The sequence below is a fragment of the Pseudoalteromonas sp. ABE4_541 genome, assembly GCF_056312285.1.
The window spans coordinates 1-17448 of the sequence record NZ_JBSVEM010000023.1; the positions used below are offsets into that span (position 1 = coordinate 1).

The window sequence follows — 17448 nt, forward strand, 5'->3', positions numbered from 1 at the left end:
ATGAAAGTCTCGGTGATCTGCCGCCAGCAGCTTACCGGGCAAAGTTAGAAAACTCTAGTTTACAGGTGTCTCACTGACGGGGAAGTGGACACCGACAGATATAAGCCGAGTAACTCCTTGCGGCCTTCGATATTTACACCGAGCACTGAGTACACGGCCTTACTGACAAAACGACCACTGTCTTTGACTTTGTAGTGAATGGCATCAAGCCAGATGATTGGATAAACGCTGTCCAGGCTACGTTCTTGCCATGCTTTAAGTTTGGGAATGAGTTGGTCAGTCACCGCAGTGATGGCTGCCTCAGACATTTCAATGCCGTACAGGTCGGCGACGTGTTTACGCATGTCGCGGTAACTCATGCCAAGCGAGAACATTGAGAGTATTTTTCGGTCAATTTCGTCACAGAGCTTGGTTTGATTTTTCTTAACTGTTTTCTTAGTGTGACCGTTCTTTCGGTTTGGCTCTGCTTCTGATTCTAAATGCTGCTCTAGTTCAGCTTTCAGCGCAGCTTCTGTGAGTTGTTTGATGAGAGGAGTCAGCACACCATCTTCACCAGTTAAACCTTTACCTGATTGAAGCTGTTCTAATGCTTTGTTGAAATCGAATTCTTGAGTCATGTGTCATTCCTGTTTTCCTAATATTACTGAAATGACACAGATTTCTAAACACTACCACGTAGACACCCATTCTTATTTGTTATTGTGTCACTACAGACTGACTATGCTATTAAACCGTCACTACGTATTTGTAGTGACGGTTTAATTAACTTAGCTATCTGACATTGAATGTATTTTTGTCACCTAAGGGTTATTTTTGCCTTGGGCTCCATTCTAGTTTTGGTAGCTCGACATAAGTTCGCCAATCTTTTCCGTCTTTGGAATGCCAGATATACTCATCTTGCCAACCACTATATATCCACAACTTGTCAGCGAACTTAGCGCCTGTTAAATAAGAGTTAAACCTAGATATAATTGGGCTTGCTTCAATCGTCCAGTCTACTCCGTTATCAGATGAATAGGCGGCGCTGTAGCTTGCGTTAGAAGCGACCCCGGACGATTGTCCGTTAATCATCCAAAGTTTGCCGTTAAAATTGAAGACTTTACTGGCATCAGCATATTCATTCGGAATATTGGGGGCTGCATTTCTTAGGCGCCAATTAACCCCATCTTCTGAAGACCAAATTTCGTTAATTGCTTGTGTTTGGCCATTTCCCACTACCTGACCACCGTACATCCACAAGTGGTCATTGTGAACAAATAATGTAGGATTAGTTCTAGGCGGGTATGCTGCTGAACTATTTTCTATGGTCCAGTTGAACCCGTCTTCAGTCGAATATATTGTGCTATTTTTGCTAGTGAAGATATAGTCTCCATATAGCCATAGCTTATCTTGAAAGACGATCGCAGATGCTATGCCCCATATAGGGAACTCTAGATTGGGTTGAATCAATGTCCAATTGATCCCATCATCAGAACGCCACACATCTGACTCACCTACCAGTGCACCGCCTGTACCTATTCCTCTTTGACCACCGATTAAATAGAGCTGCTCCTTAAATTCAATTAATTCAAAGTGTGCACGTCCCTTGAATGGCGCGTTTGCAACCTCGAGTTGCCAGTTTATTCCATCTGTAGAAGACCAAATGCCAGTTTGCCAAATGGTATCGTTACCTTTGTAGTATTCACCGCCCATTAACCACAACTTACCTTTAAAGGACACCATTTGAGCGCCATATCCAAGTTTAAAAGGGGGTAAGGAAGGTGTTACGTGGACGGTATTAGAAACATAGTCCTCGTGGGCAATTTTAATATAGGCACCTTGGTGTTCTCGTGTGTATTTAGAACGCTGAATATTTATAAAGCCGTCTTGAAGTGACTGTGCATCTTGTGCAGATATAACATTCATTTGCGAATTATCACATGCAGTGTAATTCGCTATATCACAGTTAGCGTTGGTACTTCTGTATAGTTCAAGTTGCTGACTTTGTTTACTCCATGTTATCTCTGCATTTGTTAAGCTGATGGCAATACTGAGCTCATCTAATATATAACTGATATCAACCTCATAGGAAGCCGTTGACTCATTGTACAAAGCATCTGAAGCTTTTGTTGCGGTTATTGTTGCAACACCATCTTTGAGTAATGTTAATTTTCCTGTGTTTGAATTGACATTTACCACTGAGGTGTCACTGGATTGGTACGTTATAGTGCCTGAACCTGTACCTCCTGATAAAGGATTGCTCTGTATCGGTGTATCAATGATTAAATCTAAAGTTCTAGATTGGAATGATAGAGGTTCCTGCTCTTTTTTTGTTACATTAACTGTAAACTGGGCCGTTTGAGGTGCATAAAAATTATCATCTGATTTAGTCAGGGTAATGGTCGCTGAGCCTGCTTTCACAGGGGTTAGTAAGCCCGTTTCGGTATTGATGAGCACAACTTCAGCATTGGATGTCGAATAGGTAACCTTTCCTTCTCCGCTCCCCCCAGTATAACGATTGGTTTTAGTTTCATCTAGATAGATGTATAGCGGGTTTTGCTCAAAAACAATGTCGTCTTGATTTTTTCCATTGAACGTCAGTGAATAAGACGCTTCTGCTGAATTATATTTTTCATCTTCGGATTTGGTGGCTTTTATGGTTGTGGTTCCTTTACCAATAAAAGTGACTTCTGCGGATGTGGAGTCAATAGTCGCCACGTCTGGATTACTCGAGCTATAGGTTATTAAGCCTGTACCACTTCCACCAATTAACATATTGTTTGTTGGGGAGTCACCAACAAATACATTGACAGTCTCATAGTTAAATTTGAGTGATTCTTGCTCACGTTTGTTAACTTTAACTGTATAACTGGCAGATGCTGATTGGTACTGAGAATCCGCATTTTTGGATACAGTAATGGTCGCACTTCCTGCTCCAACACCTTTAATTTGCCCTGTTTGAGGGTTCATCACTGCTACTATGGATGAGTCTGACGATGAAAACGTTATTGCTCCCGTACCTGAGCCTCCTGATATCTCATTAATTGATGGGGTCTCGTCTATCAAAATTTGCACTGAAGTTTCAGTGAATGAGATGGTTGTTTGTGGTACTGGGTTGCTACCTTTGCTGCTATTACTGTTGTCAGCATCACTGCCGCCGCCACACGCTGTTAATACGAATAGCAGAATAAAGTAATAAAATGAGTGTAATTTACTCATGATATGTCCCTGAAAAAATGCCAAATACTAGCCCATAAAATTCATACAATCAATGCATGTACAGGAATTAATGCATTAAGGGTTATCCACGAAAGGGTTATCCACGGTCTCCCACTCAAAAAGCTGTTCACATGATTTGATGGCACATTGAAATAGGCTAGAACACCAAAAGTTTGTTTTTTCAGTAAGGTATTGTTTTTCTCTAAATTAACGCAGTTCTCTACGGCGTTTCTGGAAAAATATATCAGTTTGTTAGGCGTGAAATATATTGTTTATGGGCAATGGGGAGTTTGATTCTTGGGTCCCACCAGGCTTGTTTTTAGGTCAGCTGCCCACATACACGACATATAGCTATAGCGACCTAAAAAATGAGATTATTGGCTTGAGGCAGGAGCATGCTTATCCAACCTCAACCGCCAGTGAAGTATTACAGAAAATGCAAGATGCACAGACCGATCATATTGCTATTGTCACAAAATCAAATAAGTACCTTTATATGGTGAGTAAACAAGACATTTTGGCTAAGCTGGTCTCTGCAATGATTCTTTCAGTGCCGGAAAAGGTATAAAAAGCTCGCACAAGACAATACAACTTTTAAGTGTGTTTTTATCGTTGATAGCGGGGGTTAGCCCCAGCTCTTTCCTTTATTAATTATCTGTGTTTATATACAGCCTTTAAGTTCAAGAAGGGAAATACAATGAAATATCAGGGTAGTTGTCACTGTAAAGCGGTGCAGTTTGAAATAGAAACGCCAGAAATAACCGAAGCGCTGCAATGCAACTGCTCTATTTGCGCCAGAAAAAACGCCATTATGTCTAAAGCCAGTTTTGCTAAAAATGAGCTAACCATTTTAACTGGTCGTGACAATTTAAGTGTTTATCATTGGGGCGATCACGATGTGAACCATTACTTTTGTAAAACCTGTGGTATTTATCCTTTTCATGATACGAGTTATGACCCCGAGGTGTTTAGAGTCAACTTGGGGTGTTTAGAAGGGTTAGAGCCAAGGAAATTAGAAATCACTGAATTTAATGGCAGAGATGAACTGTAATTGCCGATCGGCGTGAGGCACTTTTTGCTAGTAATCATCAGCTTAGCAACACTAACACGACTCGTTCAAGGTGATGAGTTTCTGAAACAAGTTCAGAATGACGAAACCAAGTTTAAAATGATGAAAACAGCTAAGTCTTGAAACGAATTAGGTAGTTCTGTTGGTAGTCTCCAAACATGCGCCTATCGTCTTCCTGACGAAAGTCAGGACCTCCTAAATGATTGGTGTTAACGCAGCCCAACGTCTGACTTCACCCCTCTTTATCAGCATATTTTGCTTTCACCAAGGCGATATAGTGGTCCAAATTCTTTTCACTGTGTTTGGTGAACGGCATATCCGTTGTTTCTAAATCTTGCATGCGGTCTAGGCGAAACTCTCGGTAGTCGCTGCGCATTTGACAGTGGGCAATGAGTGTCCATTTTCCACCCCAATAAACGAGACCAAGTGGTTCAATATGGCGTGTAGTTGGGTTGTCGTTGACGTCTTTATAACTTAACTTTACACAGTGCTGCGCTTCAATAGACTCGCGTAAAAGGGCACTAAATGTTTGTTGTTGTTCGTTATGATTAAAACTGGCAACCAAATAGGGCGAGTGCTCATGTTGTTGTTTGAGACGCGCAGGTAATACCGCTTCAATTTTATCAAGGGCGGATTTTGCATGGGCGCTGAGTTTGGGATCGGTCCATGCGCTGACCATCTTACTGCCCAGTAGCAGCGCGGTGAGTTCGTCAAAGCTGAACATCATCGGCGGCAGAGGTTGATCGGCAATGAGGTAGCCAATGCCTGCCTCACCTTGAATGGGCATTCCTGAGCTTTGTAGATTTTCAATATCGCGGTAAATAGTACGCTCAGACACCTCAAAGCGCTCGGCCAACTGGCGTGCGGTTATTGCCGTACGCCTACCTTTTAACACGTTGACCAGCTGAAACAGTCGCTCTGATTTATGCATATGAACGTACTTACTAATGCGTTATTTAAAAGTTGGCAGCTTAGCCATTACATTGAGTTTGTTCAATAATTAAATTATGGGTCATCATCACCGAGTCTTTATCGATAACTTGCATGAAGCTTTTACATTCTGGTGAGTCGTAAAACATTTGCTCAACTTTCTTTGCATCTTCTTGCGATTGCCAGTACACCACATCAACGTACACATCCGCATCGTTTTGTTTTGCAACCGAGCGATACAAAAGCCCCGGTTGCTTATGAATAAATTCAGAAAACGCCTTGTTTGCTTGTACAAAATCTTGCTCACTTACACCATGGGCTAATTTAAAAGTCACGATTTCAACTATGTTGTTAGACATAACATTTCCTTAATTGGTTGGTTGTTTAGTTCGGGGTTAAGTAAACCACAGCGCTTTGTCAGGGAATGTCAGGAGAGTAATTAAGAGATTTGGCAACAATTTTAAGGGCGCATATTTAAAACGTTACAAAATGGATTAATAAGGCAGTTTCATTAATCTGTTAGCCTGACTTTAAAGTTATAAATAAATGTTAATTTATAGCTCGGTGGGTTTTTCCAATACGTTGTTGTTTTCCATCTTGAAATAATGGTGTTTTGACTCAATTTCTTAGTTTGGTTTACAAAAAAAGCACATGATAACGTTGTCATAAAAATTTAATTTTATTTTCATTTACAAAGGAGCTAAACAATGAGAACACATAATGGTTTTACGCTTGCGCTTATCGCTGGTTTATCGGCGAATGCTTTTGCAGCTGACTCTGCAGAGCAGTCGAGTATCAAAAAAGGCAAGCAACATCACCATTTAATTAACTTTGGGCCACAATCTCCGCGAGATATTGACAGTGTCGCAGGGAAAAACCCTATTATTTTTTCAGCCGCACCGAAACGTGAACAGTTAAACTTGTGTAACATTCATTTTCACAAAAATGCTGAACACAGAGGTGGTGAGTTTACCACCCCCGCGCTGGCAAACAGCAGTCAAGCGGGATTTTTATATAGTGGTGAACTTACGTCACTAGAAAAGCAGCCCCTTAATGGGCCCGTATGTCCTGCAAAAGGAATGAGTTTAGCGCCTGGCGATACCATCGAACTGCACTATGTTTACAGCACTGCACCGGTCAAGCCTGGCGCGACATTAGGCGCATGTTTAAGTGAATATATTCAGAACCCGCAACTACGTGTTGAAGCGCAGGTGATGGTGCTAACCAATGACGGATATGGGCAAGATTTTAACAAGTTGACTCAGTTTGAGGCGGTTAATGGCTACTATCAGGCAACACAAATTCCAACAACAACGGGCCAACCTGTTGAATACACAGGATCAACAACAGGCCCGAGTTATAACAAAAAGGGATCACCATTTAAAGTGACTTGGAGCGTGCGCCCAGAGGTGGTGAAAGTGGATGCACGTAGTGTAGATAACTGGTGTGCCAGTAATATATTCAAAGAAGCTGCTGCACATGGAGTGCGAGATCTGGTAACCGCTCCAGAGCATTTATCACCAATTTTGAATTAACTCTTCTTGTCTGCTGGTTGGGCTGCTCTTAGTTCAACTAGCGGACTTGCCTTAAGCTTTCCTGCTTTATCCATACTTTTTGCATCTAACATGACTAAGCCACGCTAAAAAAGCGGGTTTACATTCAAGTGCAAACACATTATTCACCATCGTTTCATTTAATGCACTTTAAATAAGTGTATGAAAATTTTAATTAAATTATTCATTAAGATTTTCTAAGGATAATTCACACGGCGATTTCCCCTGTCACTGTTAACGTAAATTTGCGCTTTTACTACGTGCAAACTTGGATACTCAAATGAGCTGTCAGCACACGCTAACTCAGCCTACAAATGCGTTGTAAAGCACCGTATTCAAGATGTTGTAAAAGACCTAAAACATTAAAAATAGGAAAGCAAATCATGTACAACAGGTTTTTTTTAAAACAGTGCTCGGCATTGGCTGTTGCGTCCATTTTTTCGGGGGCGGCCCACAGTGCGAGCATTACCATTGAAAATGATGTGATAACGCAGTTTGGGATCACGCAAGCAAAGTTAAACAGTAGTAATGGCACTTGGATTGACGGCCGTTATTTACCTTACGTGAATCACGGGCAGTATTTCTCAATTGCTATTAACGGGTTACATACAACAATAACCGAAAAACCCAACATCAACTGTAATTATTGGGTTGCGCTTGAGCATCTCGATAATGTGCCGTTTGCCATATTGCAGGCAGGTGACGAAAGCTGTGGTGGACACGGCCAAATTGTATACAGCGAAGAAGCAAAAAAACTACTTAATCAGCCGCATATTCGCGTGGGGGGATATGCATTTACTGATAAAGATACCATTGCAATGATGAAGTCGGACGACCAAGCCGAAGTGGCGACAGTTTATCCTGAAGCAACAAAGTATTTGTATTTAAATCATAGCAACCCGCAGACGGATAAATTAGCGCAATTTGAAGTGGAAGTGGTTGACCCATGGTACGACAAAGTGCGCTTAAGACTCAGGCATAACGCAGGAACGCATGCCGACAAATATTTAATGAAGGTGGATGATGTTGATAAGCTTTCTATTACCTCGGATGTTGAGCCTGCTCCTGAGCAAGGTTCCGTTTTTCAAATTAATGTAATTAGTGACGAAACGGCCAGAGAAAAAGGGCTCACTGCTGGGGCACAAATTATTTCTCATGATGGTGGCTACTTAACACAGTCAAATTTTGACGATCATAGCTTGTACCTTGGTGATGAAGAAGGCTCTAGTACCTTTCGAGTGGCCACAGTTGACAGGCTCAGTGGCATTAATAATGTGCCAAATGTACCGAGTAAAGACCCCGCCAGTTTGGCGCTTGCGCAAAAAGCCGAAGTGGCGGATTTTGAGTCATTCCATGCACCATTAAAGGAGAAGGATTATCCTGAAAATCTAACTTTTCGTATTAATGAAGTACCCGATGTGAGCCAAACAAGTGACTATTTTAAAGGTGCCCATGGCGTATTTTTGGAAGCAAGTTACGATGAGGTGTTTAACATTTTAGCCAGCGTTAAACGTCAAAGTAAGGTGATTGGTGCGGATTATATTTACCCGATGAAGGCGGTGATCACCGTCCAAGACCTCGATCACAACCAATATCAAATTTTTGACCGGTTTCATATGAGTCAATCTGATTGGGTGAACTTAAAATCAAAGGCTAACGCAGCGAGTGCTCACAATGATGCCGGTACGTTTACGGATTTGGGCAAAATAACACTACCTACCTATGTTGAAAAAACACAGTTAATGTACATTGCGGATACAAAATGCAACAGTCGCAACAGCGTTGCCTATAGTCAAAGCGCCAATCTCTGCACAACTTACGCTACGGGCTTTGATGATCTGGCTACTAATGATGCTACACCTCGATTTTTGGCGGTAAAGCTCACAACGCCTGAATTAGCCAGTAAAGTGGATAAGTTTAGCCACAAAAAAATGGTGTCGGCTGCATCGGCGGTTTATAAAGAAGCGCAAAACTACCTATTTTCAGAGCAATTTTTACAACGTAAAAGCAACCTTGATGCGCAAGGTTACTTAGGTTATCTAGCAACCGTTGGTATACCAAATGAAGACAAAGTAAAACTGCGAAATTACTTCAAAAATACGATAGGGGTAAATGAGTTAAGTGTGATGCGTCCGGCTGCAAAATTTCCAGATGTACACAGCACTTACTTAACTGAGTACGCGAAAGGTACAGATTGGTTTAAAGAGCTGAAATCTCGTCATCACTTTTTGTCTATGGGAATTTACACACCTCATTTAAGTACTTTTGCATTTGAGAAATTTGCCCACATGCCTGCGCATGCCAACTACACTGCTTCGCCATACTCGCTGCTACCTGCATACGACGCGCCATTGGTGATTTTTGGCACCGCGATTGCGGCGCTACAAACCATTGAAAAGCTGCAAGGTAAAGACTCTGCGCACGACTTTTATGTGCGCAATGGACAGAACTATCACAAGCTGTATAAAGCGTCTGTTTTGGTTATGAATCAATACGGTAAAAAGTGGGTCCCAGCAGGAGACAGAACACTTAGAAGAGAGTCGATTATCTACCATGCCGCTTATGAATATGCGCAGCGTGCTTACAACTCACCCAATGAAGTGTTGCAATCTTTCTGTAGTTTGAACGACACGAGCAAAAAAGCACAGCTCAGTGAAAATGCGCTGTCTGACTGCGGCTTAGTGCAGCTTCACAAAGAAGAACAGGACATAGCTGTGCTAAAACAACATCAAATTGCCCGCTTTATGCGCGTGGAAAAAACGCAGATTTCTGGTGGTTGGGATGAAATTTTACTGCCTTTGATAAGCGGACCATTGCTTGACTATGTATTTACAGGATCGCTATTTGGAGAAGAATTCAACCCGTTACTCGAAGAGTTTGCTACTTCGGATGCCAGTGACATTGAGCTTGAAACATTGAGTTCAGGTGAGGCCGCTGAAGGAGAAGCTGGTGAAATAGCCGAGGGAGAGGCAGTCACTACTGAGTTTGGTGAAGAGCTATCTAGCACGCGTTTTGGTCAGTTGTGCTCTATTTAACAGCCAAATAATAACAACAGATTAAAAATAAGGTTTCGTGATGAAAAAAACACATTTACTTACTTTTTTATTGGGTGCTTTACCGTTGTCGATTATGGCGGCGGGAGAAGGCGCCTGTGCACTACCTAATGCTGGGGAAGAAATTGCAGAGCAAGACTTTAGGGCAAGTTCGCAGCTTAGTGATAACGAACGGTTATTGGATGAGACGGAAGTAGAAGCAAAATATGCAACAATGGACCGTGAATGGGCTGGCTCTAAACTCAATTTGACTGATTACCGAGGACGTACAACCCCCTTAAGTAATAAAGTGCTAAGAAGCGGTGCCGCATACGCTAAAGCGCAATTAAAAGTGGAAGGAGAGATAGTAAAAACGGAAGGCCATATAAACATACCGACAACGTTTAGTGATGTTAAGAATGAGCCTTATATTACGCTTGTTGATCAAACACCAGAGGTTGCAGGCGATCAGGCGGTGACATATTTTCGTATAAACGATCCCGATAGGTACATAGAGCGACTACGCACAGCGTATGCAACCCGAGGCCAGACTCTAAATGACCTTACCAAAACATTTATTAAGGACTATATCCGTTTTGGCGCTGAAGGGGAGGTAGAGCTTGAGGGCGGCGGTATTCTATTAAATGATTTTAAAGGATTACCTGGTATGCACGCAGAAGTGCAGGCGTTTAATAGTATCGCAAATATGGCTGATGCGTTAGGTGTGCCATTGACCAGTGAAAAGCTCGAAGAAATTGCAGTTGCGACGGTTCGATTCACACTGAAAGATGATAATGCACTCTTAGGTGTTGATTTTGGTGCGTGCCCAAATTGCTATGGGATTTTAAATCGAGCAGGAGTGAACGTTCTTACGGATGACTTCTAGCAATCGTGACATGCTAATCGACAATTAAGTACACAGCAACATCCTTAGTGTGCTGTAACTCTTCACGGTTACAACTTCGCCTAGCCGCTCGCGTGTTCTGGGCGAAGTTGTAGCAATTCAATTTAATTCAAATAGTGGCGGTAAGAGCGATGGAAAATGAACACGAATTGATCCCCATAGGCGCAAGAGCCTGTGATATGGGCTCACCAAAAGAGTACACTGAGTATGTTTATCAAGTGTATTTTGAAGTGGGTGAACATGAAAATATGGCACGCAGCACTTTTGAACAGTACCTAGGTCCAACAAGACAAGATTATATTACTCCGATGGATCATGGCTATTTGCTCAAAGTGCCATTGCAATCGGTGCCGGATTTAGTCCGAGCATTGAATGAAAAAAATATTGCAGTGTATCAAGTGGTGCGCTTTGCGCGTTTGAAGGAGGTTTGGCGATAAACGGTTGGTTGGCGCCTTTGGCTTAACCAACCTACAGTGTTACCTAAGTAGGCGGGTTAAGTCGCAAAGCAACACCAATCGACATTGATCGTCGTTAATATTTAATAACGCTTTTATTAGGCAGTTAAAAGACCTTTACGGGATAAGTGATACAAATTACTCGCTAAAAGCAATTTTCTAAAGTCCACCAATCGCACTTGCCAGTTTTTGATTAAACGCTTCGCAAGTTACTTGTTCAGTTGTTGTATCAAAGTTGTCGAAAAAGCTGGGCAATGACAGCGCACCTTTAACATTGGCTGCAAAATAAGGGGCGGATTCGGTGGCTGCTTTAAGTACACTTTGTGCGCCACCTTGCCCTGGAGAGGTAGACAACATGATCACGGGTTTATTTTGGAATACTTTCATATCTATGCGAGAGGTCCAATCAAACACATTTTTGTAGGCGGCGGTGTAGGTACCATTATGTTCAGCGAATGAGACCACGATAACATCAGCATCACCGATGGCTTGATAGAAGTTATGCGCAAGTTGCGGGATGCCATGTTCTTTTTCTCTGTCGTCACTAAAGATAGGCATTTCAAAATCATGGATATTGAGCGACCTAACCTCTGCTTGAGGAAGCTTTTTTGCGACATATAAAGCCAGTTGTTTGTTGATTGAGTTTTTATTATTGCTTGCTGCGAAGGCCAGTACTTTCATAATTAATTCCTTATAGCTCAGTATGTTATTTTTCATTGGTTGGCACTTTAAAACCTCAACATAACTTTAGGTCAATGATTAAATTTAATTTTTTAAAAGTTAAAGACGTGACAACTTTTAAAGTAAGCGGATGACGTAACTAAACGTTATTTGACGTGTGTCTGGCTTAATCGCAATAGTTGCATACGATATATTTTCTAGTGCGTCACAAACTAGGGTCGTGTGCGCTGATACAACTAAGTAGAGGAACTTTGATGAAATTAACAAACAATAAATGTAGCCTATTGAGTATGATACTTTTGTTTGCCACAGCTTCCGCTTGTGCGAAAACAGGCTATTCACACTTTACTGGCACCCATCAAAAGTTTAAGCAAACCAGCAACAAAGTAGTGGGCACTTACATTGCCAATTGGTCTAACCCCAGCACCATTGATGATGTGCCAGTAGTGATTAAAAAGTAGTAGCGCGAGGTTGTCGGGCTACTTGCTTGCATAAGAAGATGAAAATAACTATTTGTGACTTTGGTGTTAAGTTGGCTTAATATCGTTGTACTTCCACTTTTAGTGTGTTTCAAAGCTGCGGTTTTATTTACGAGACAAAACATGGGAGAGAAAGGGGCCTAAGCACAGGCTTAAGTTTGCCGCATCAATTAGATGCAAAGTGATAAAGAGCATAAGGATTTTTTGCGTTGAATCGATATGTACTCATTTCTGCCATTGCGATGTTCTTTGCATGCATTGATGCCTTTGGTGGAATGCTCGGATTTTGGTCGATAACTCACCCTGATGACCGTGTAGCCATTGTCGCTTTTGAACTAGGTACATTGGCTCTGTTATTAGTCAATAGCCTGTTAATTAAGAATAAATTTAAACATGATACTGAGATTTATCAGTTAGCTTGGTTCTGCACGTTATCAATAACTGTGTGCATGTTTGGCGATATTGTTAATTTTAACCTGGGCCAAACTTTCTATAACCACTCAAATGTGGTTATGCATGATTACTTAATTGACTCCATTATATTTTTTGCCCCCGGATATGCGCTATTACTTGTTGCAATCGCGAAAGTGCTGTTACGTTTTTACTCGTTTCGAACGCTCACGTTTGCTTGTTTGCTGACAATGATTGTTGCGTCGTTTTGTTATAACAGTATGGTTATTCAAGGTAGTGGTCGGTACGTTATTTCTCTTTCTTTTGCCTATAGCTTGTTAATTTCACTGCCTGCATGTGCTTCGGTGTTACTATTGCTGCATTCCTTTGCACGAAGATGCACTGGCATGTGGCTACTGGCTTTAGGTCTAGCGTTAGCCACGATTGCAGATGCCATTATTGGTGCGTTTTGGATCTTTGGTAACAATGGCGCTGGCTTTTTTCCACTCGCTAGAGAAATCAATTGGGTACTATACATTGCGTCGCAAAGCATAGTTATACACTTACCACGAGTGGTTGCGGCGATTAACCTAGACATGCAACAAACATCGGTTCGTTTGCGCTCGATATAGTAAAAGAATCGAGCCGAGACATAAAAACTTTACCTCAAGGCTCGGGTTTTTAAATTACATTACTGTTTATCACGCACATTATTATAAAGCGTCTGAAGAGGGCCGTTTTGAATGTGTTGCCTCATCAGGTTTGCTTGACTGATAGAAAACATACGCTTGTTTTCGTCAGCGACTTGGCTATCACGCATGTAATTGAATAATAAGTCTTTGTTATTACATTGAGGACTTGGTTGGATCACACCGTCACAGGGTAAATTGCGATGGCCGCTTTCTGGTCCTTGCACGATATGACCGATTAAGCCCAGATAGTGCCCCATGCTATGTGTTAATGTCTTACCCAGCTTAGCATCGAAACGTCGACTAGAATAATCGGAAAACTTGCGTTGGTCGATGGCGATTCCAGCAAGTGAGTTTGGCTCGCTATTCGCTGTGAGCTGATAGATAGTTTCAAGATCTTTGGTTGCTGTTGGTTTTTCGCCTACCCACACGTTTATTACTTTATTTGCATCCCACATCGATGATTTCATTGCTTGCTCAGTTAGCGCTTGCTCAGCAGAAATACGATTGATCCCCGCAGTTGGCGCGCCATCAGGTGTATTTGTTGCTAAATAAAATGTTATGCCTGTATCTGCAATATACTGTCTATCTTTGTCTGGTAAAGGTGTGTGATCAGGCGAACTGCTGTCAATTAGAAAGTCAAAATCTGCGAGTAATTTCGAACGTCTGAAGTGCATGTTTAGCAGCTCGATATGACTACTAATTTGTTCATCACTGATAGATACATTGTCGTTTTCAATAACATGCACAATAACGGGTAATCGGATAGATTCACTAAACTCTTTAGATTCACTAAAGTTTGGTATGAATGTGGCCTCTATATGGCAAGGCGATTGCACTGACAGAACGCGCCAATTACCTCTGTTGTCTTGTGTTGCTCCGCAGCCAGCGATTTTATCGAGCTTATAGTCCGTTTGGGGCGTTGCATTAATATCCAATCGACTGCCTTGCTCTAAGTGTTGAGGTAATGAAACAAGTGAGCCAAAACCCAATACCGAGCTGGTGATAGGGATCATCGTTTGCGCTTTTGCCGTTATTTTGATTGAGCACGATTTTTCAGTCGCAGTAACGTTAACTTTTCCGGTCTCTTGATTGTATGCTGCGCCGCACCCACTGATTGAATCAACTTTATACCCCTGGGTAAGCGTTAGGCTAAACGCTCCACTTTCGCCTGGTTTTAGGTTGAGTACATTGGGTATAACTGACATAGCGTGCTCGTCAACCTTTACTGATATTTGCGTGAGCGAGGGTGCGGCACTTTTTATTGGCTGAGATTGCTGTGCGGCACTGTCATTGTTAGATGAGCCGCCCGAGCAGCCTAACGTCATTACGCTAAATGCAGCGATTGGCACAAGACGCGTGATATTCATGATTATTTTCCTATTGATAAGTTGAGTAACATCGACTCTCAAGTTATCAATTCTGGCTAAATTACAAACTAAATAGATCTGAGTTATTCTTAATGAAATGCCTATACTGATGATAAGTAAGTTTATTTTATGTTTTCACGCTGTAGTTATGAGTGTTTTTTTATTTATAAAATTGCAAGGGCAGTAGGCGCTGGCGAGAGCCAAAATGGCAAATTAGACATCATCTTTTTGTGTGATTTATATTAATGGCTGGTCTGAGTTCTATTCTGTTGGTCTACGGATTATGTAAGGGCATAAAGAGTTGTGATATAAAGTTCGACTGGATTTTTGGTATTGATAAAGGGACTTACTATAAATATGCGAAGCTTCTAATACGAGGCGTTAGTATAAAGTTTAACAAAAGGTACTGGGTGTGCAATTTACTGTTGGAAAGTGGGTTTTAAATGAAAAGCGATTTAGCATTTTCGAAGGAGAAAATGAGATCGAACTCAGTCCTACCGCATTTAAACTACTTCAGCTATTGGTACTTAAGTCTGATCAAGTGGTCTCAATTTGTGAAATAAAAAAGCAAGTTTGGAACACGGAGCACACAACGGACAATTTGGTTTATCAGACGGTCCGCAATTTACGGCTTGCACTTGAGGACGGTGAAGAACAAACTTACATAAAAACTGTTCCTCGCTTTGGCTATCAACTGATTGCTCAGGTCGGTCGTATTGAGCAAGAGGCAATAACAGAAAAATCGCTAAGTACCACGGCTCAGAACATGGAAAAGCCGGCACATAGTAAAGTATCAATATACAAACTTGCGCTTATTCCATTTATCACTATTTTTATCGCGCTCAGTGCTTATGTATGGTTTCATTTTAAGCAAACGCACTCGGAAGTTTCAGTAATACAAAGTATTGAAAATGAGCCATATCTTGTAGTGATAGACTCCGGTACGCATGAAAAATCCCCACAATTTAATGCGTTGCAAACTAAGTTGGCAAGGGCGCTCAATATTTCTAATGCGCTTGTAGTGCAAAATAACACGTTTTTAGACAAACTGAATGAGCTCGGTAGTCAGCCCAAATTAGTGATCAAGTACCTTCCAGAAAAAGACGCCGTATTAGCGCTTGTTATGATGGGGCTACCTTCCAGACTCATTCATATCGAGTATCGATCGCTCATTAAGTTTGAGGCTCAGGATGTTATTTCAAATATTGTGAGCCAATTTACAGCACCTATGCTACGTCAGGGGAACTCGGGGTTAGCAGAGTTAGTGCGAGGGAGTAAAGAGTTAAAGGCCTTAGCTGCACTATCTGAAAGTGACAATATCAAAAATGCGATTTTAAAACTGCGAGTTGAAATTGACACAAACAGTTTAAATGAACAACAAAAACGGGCCAAACATGCCTTTATAGATACATTACTGGCATTTTACCGCATAGAGTTTGTTGAGGAGAGTAAGCTGCAGGCCGGTGTAAACTATTTGCTGGCGCGCTATCACCAAAGCAATTACGCATTAATTTCTGCAGCATTATATCTAGCAAATGTAGATAATGGGCACATTGCATTTCAATTGCTAGAAAAGCTAGAACAAGACCATTTTCTTACATATATTCAGGGGTTACTCCATATTGAATTGGACGAAGCAGATCGCGCGTTAAAGCACTTTGAGAAGGTGTATAAGCATGAACCAGAATTTGAAGACAATGCCTACTTTTATTTTCTAGAGCTGCTTTATAGTCCGCATAATGAAGAGCTAGGGCAGTATCAAGCTTCATTACTAAGCCATTCGTATTCTTCAACGAGTATTGATTTTGTGTTCATTAATTGGCTCATGATGCGAGGCGATTTTGAACGTATTTTCACGTTACTCACTGAACGACAGGCGTCAATGACGTGCAATGATGATTTTACTGGCACCATGGCGTTACTTAATGTTGCGCTAGGGAATGCTGAAGAAAGTGAGTATTGGGTGCAGCAATTACCAGCCAGAGATTGGCGGTTGCCGTGGTTAGTATTTTCTAAACATGCCTATGAGAAAGAGTTAAGCAAGTATCCGCAATGGTATCAGTCCTATGCGCCAGACATATTAGGTGGAGATAGTTTGTTTGAGGCGCTTTTCTTAAATACTACTGCCTATTTAGCACTGGGAGACAATCAACAAGCTTTGAAATTATATACCTTAATGAACAATTCACTTTCCCGCTTTAGTCAGGAGGCGCTTGTGGATATGGCTGATGCAGTGATACGAGTTCAAACTGAGCAGCTTTCAAACGATGAGCAAACTCGACTTCTATCGCAGTTCGAAAATAGCGCATTGACCATGCCCGAGGACGAAATTGCATTGACAGACCTAATATTAGCGCGCTTTTTTGTGCTCAATGGTGACATGAGTAGAGCCGAGCAAGCCTTGCTTCAAGGGTGCAGCAAAAGCCCTGCTATATGCCAAAGTTGGGGGGCATTTCCGCTGCTAGCTCAAGTTGCAGGCACCAACCGCGTTGCACAAGCTAAGAATCAAGCAATGACCCGAATGATTGAGTTACAGCCGCATATTCGTTCACTGAATAAGCAGTTGCGCAAAGTATGTGAAAAAAGTTAAAAGGCTTAGGTAATAATTCGGTTTTTTCGAGTTGTTAATGCGTAATAATGTGGTTTTAATTTATTAATTCACTATGTACACTAAACTTGTTTTCACACTTATCCCTTC

Annotated in this window: 14 protein-coding genes and 1 pseudogene; 9 read left to right on the plus strand and 6 right to left on the minus strand. The window is 41.6% G+C overall.

Annotated features, from left to right (window positions below; genetic code table 11):
• Positions 1–92: 92 nt before the first annotated feature.
• Together ACW689_RS18220 and ACW689_RS18225 are read right to left on the minus strand one after the other, a co-directional pair.
• Positions 93–617, minus strand: a pseudogene (locus ACW689_RS18220) (transposase); the annotation flags it as partial.
• Positions 618–807: 190 nt separating this feature from the next.
• A complete protein-coding gene (locus ACW689_RS18225) occupies positions 808–3198 on the minus strand; it encodes an Ig-like domain-containing protein (RefSeq protein WP_476293508.1) in 2391 nt (796 codons plus the stop codon).
• 274 nt (positions 3199–3472) lie between these two features.
• Here ACW689_RS18225 and ACW689_RS18230 point away from each other — a divergent pair, with 274 nt between their 5' ends.
• Together ACW689_RS18230 and ACW689_RS18235 are read left to right on the plus strand one after the other, a co-directional pair.
• Entirely contained in the window at positions 3473–3766 is a 294-nt protein-coding gene (locus tag ACW689_RS18230) for a CBS domain-containing protein (RefSeq protein ID WP_476293594.1), read from the plus strand.
• A 129-nt stretch (positions 3767–3895) separates the two neighbouring features.
• The gene (locus tag ACW689_RS18235) at positions 3896–4249 is read left to right on the plus strand and encodes a GFA family protein (RefSeq protein WP_476293509.1); all 354 of its coding nucleotides are present in this window, start codon (positions 3896–3898) and stop codon (positions 4247–4249) included.
• 250 nt (positions 4250–4499) lie between these two features.
• Here the strand turns inward: ACW689_RS18235 and ACW689_RS18240 are convergent, their stop codons facing one another.
• Together ACW689_RS18240 and ACW689_RS18245 are read right to left on the minus strand one after the other, a co-directional pair.
• On the minus strand, positions 4500–5198 hold the full coding sequence (locus ACW689_RS18240; RefSeq protein ID WP_476293511.1) for a helix-turn-helix transcriptional regulator: 699 nt from the start codon (positions 5196–5198) through the stop codon (positions 4500–4502).
• Positions 5199–5238: 40 nt separating this feature from the next.
• On the minus strand, positions 5239–5556 hold the full coding sequence (locus ACW689_RS18245; RefSeq protein WP_476293512.1) for an antibiotic biosynthesis monooxygenase family protein: 318 nt from the start codon (positions 5554–5556) through the stop codon (positions 5239–5241).
• 348 nt (positions 5557–5904) lie between these two features.
• Here ACW689_RS18245 and ACW689_RS18250 point away from each other — a divergent pair, with 348 nt between their 5' ends.
• The 4 genes from ACW689_RS18250 to ACW689_RS18265 all read left to right on the plus strand — a co-directional run bounded on the left by ACW689_RS18250 (position 5905) and on the right by ACW689_RS18265 (position 11123).
• Complete coding sequence (locus tag ACW689_RS18250; protein WP_476293513.1) at positions 5905–6732, plus strand: delta-class carbonic anhydrase; 828 nt, start codon at positions 5905–5907, stop codon at positions 6730–6732.
• Between the two features lie 401 nt (positions 6733–7133).
• Entirely contained in the window at positions 7134–9785 is a 2652-nt protein-coding gene (locus ACW689_RS18255) for a hypothetical protein (protein ID WP_476293515.1), read from the plus strand.
• Positions 9786–9825: 40 nt separating this feature from the next.
• Positions 9826–10668: a YwqJ-related putative deaminase gene (locus ACW689_RS18260; RefSeq protein ID WP_476293517.1), complete on the plus strand. Its 843-nt coding sequence runs from the start codon at positions 9826–9828 to the stop codon at positions 10666–10668.
• A gap of 149 nt (positions 10669–10817) precedes the next feature.
• On the plus strand, positions 10818–11123 hold the full coding sequence (locus tag ACW689_RS18265) for a hypothetical protein (protein WP_476293519.1): 306 nt from the start codon (positions 10818–10820) through the stop codon (positions 11121–11123).
• Positions 11124–11300: 177 nt separating this feature from the next.
• On the opposite strand, the gene ACW689_RS18270 is transcribed toward ACW689_RS18265, so the two are convergent.
• Positions 11301–11822, minus strand: coding sequence for an NADPH-dependent FMN reductase (locus ACW689_RS18270; protein ID WP_476293520.1), 522 nt, complete (start codon positions 11820–11822; stop codon positions 11301–11303).
• A 254-nt stretch (positions 11823–12076) separates the two neighbouring features.
• Between ACW689_RS18270 and ACW689_RS18275 the strand changes: the two genes are divergently transcribed.
• Both ACW689_RS18275 and ACW689_RS18280 read left to right on the plus strand, forming a co-directional pair.
• A complete protein-coding gene (locus tag ACW689_RS18275; protein ID WP_476293521.1) occupies positions 12077–12283 on the plus strand; it encodes a hypothetical protein in 207 nt (68 codons plus the stop codon).
• 227 nt (positions 12284–12510) lie between these two features.
• Positions 12511–13323, plus strand: coding sequence for a hypothetical protein (locus ACW689_RS18280; RefSeq protein ID WP_476293522.1), 813 nt, complete (start codon positions 12511–12513; stop codon positions 13321–13323).
• A 59-nt stretch (positions 13324–13382) separates the two neighbouring features.
• Here the strand turns inward: ACW689_RS18280 and ACW689_RS18285 are convergent, their stop codons facing one another.
• Positions 13383–14750 (minus strand): zinc metalloprotease, encoded by a 1368-nt coding sequence (locus tag ACW689_RS18285; RefSeq protein ID WP_476293524.1) that lies wholly within the window; start codon positions 14748–14750, stop codon positions 13383–13385.
• Between the two features lie 412 nt (positions 14751–15162).
• On the opposite strand from ACW689_RS18285, the gene ACW689_RS18290 reads away from it, so the two are divergent.
• A complete protein-coding gene (locus ACW689_RS18290) occupies positions 15163–17340 on the plus strand; it encodes a winged helix-turn-helix domain-containing protein (RefSeq protein WP_476293526.1) in 2178 nt (725 codons plus the stop codon).
• The last annotated feature ends 108 nt before the right edge of the window (positions 17341–17448 follow it).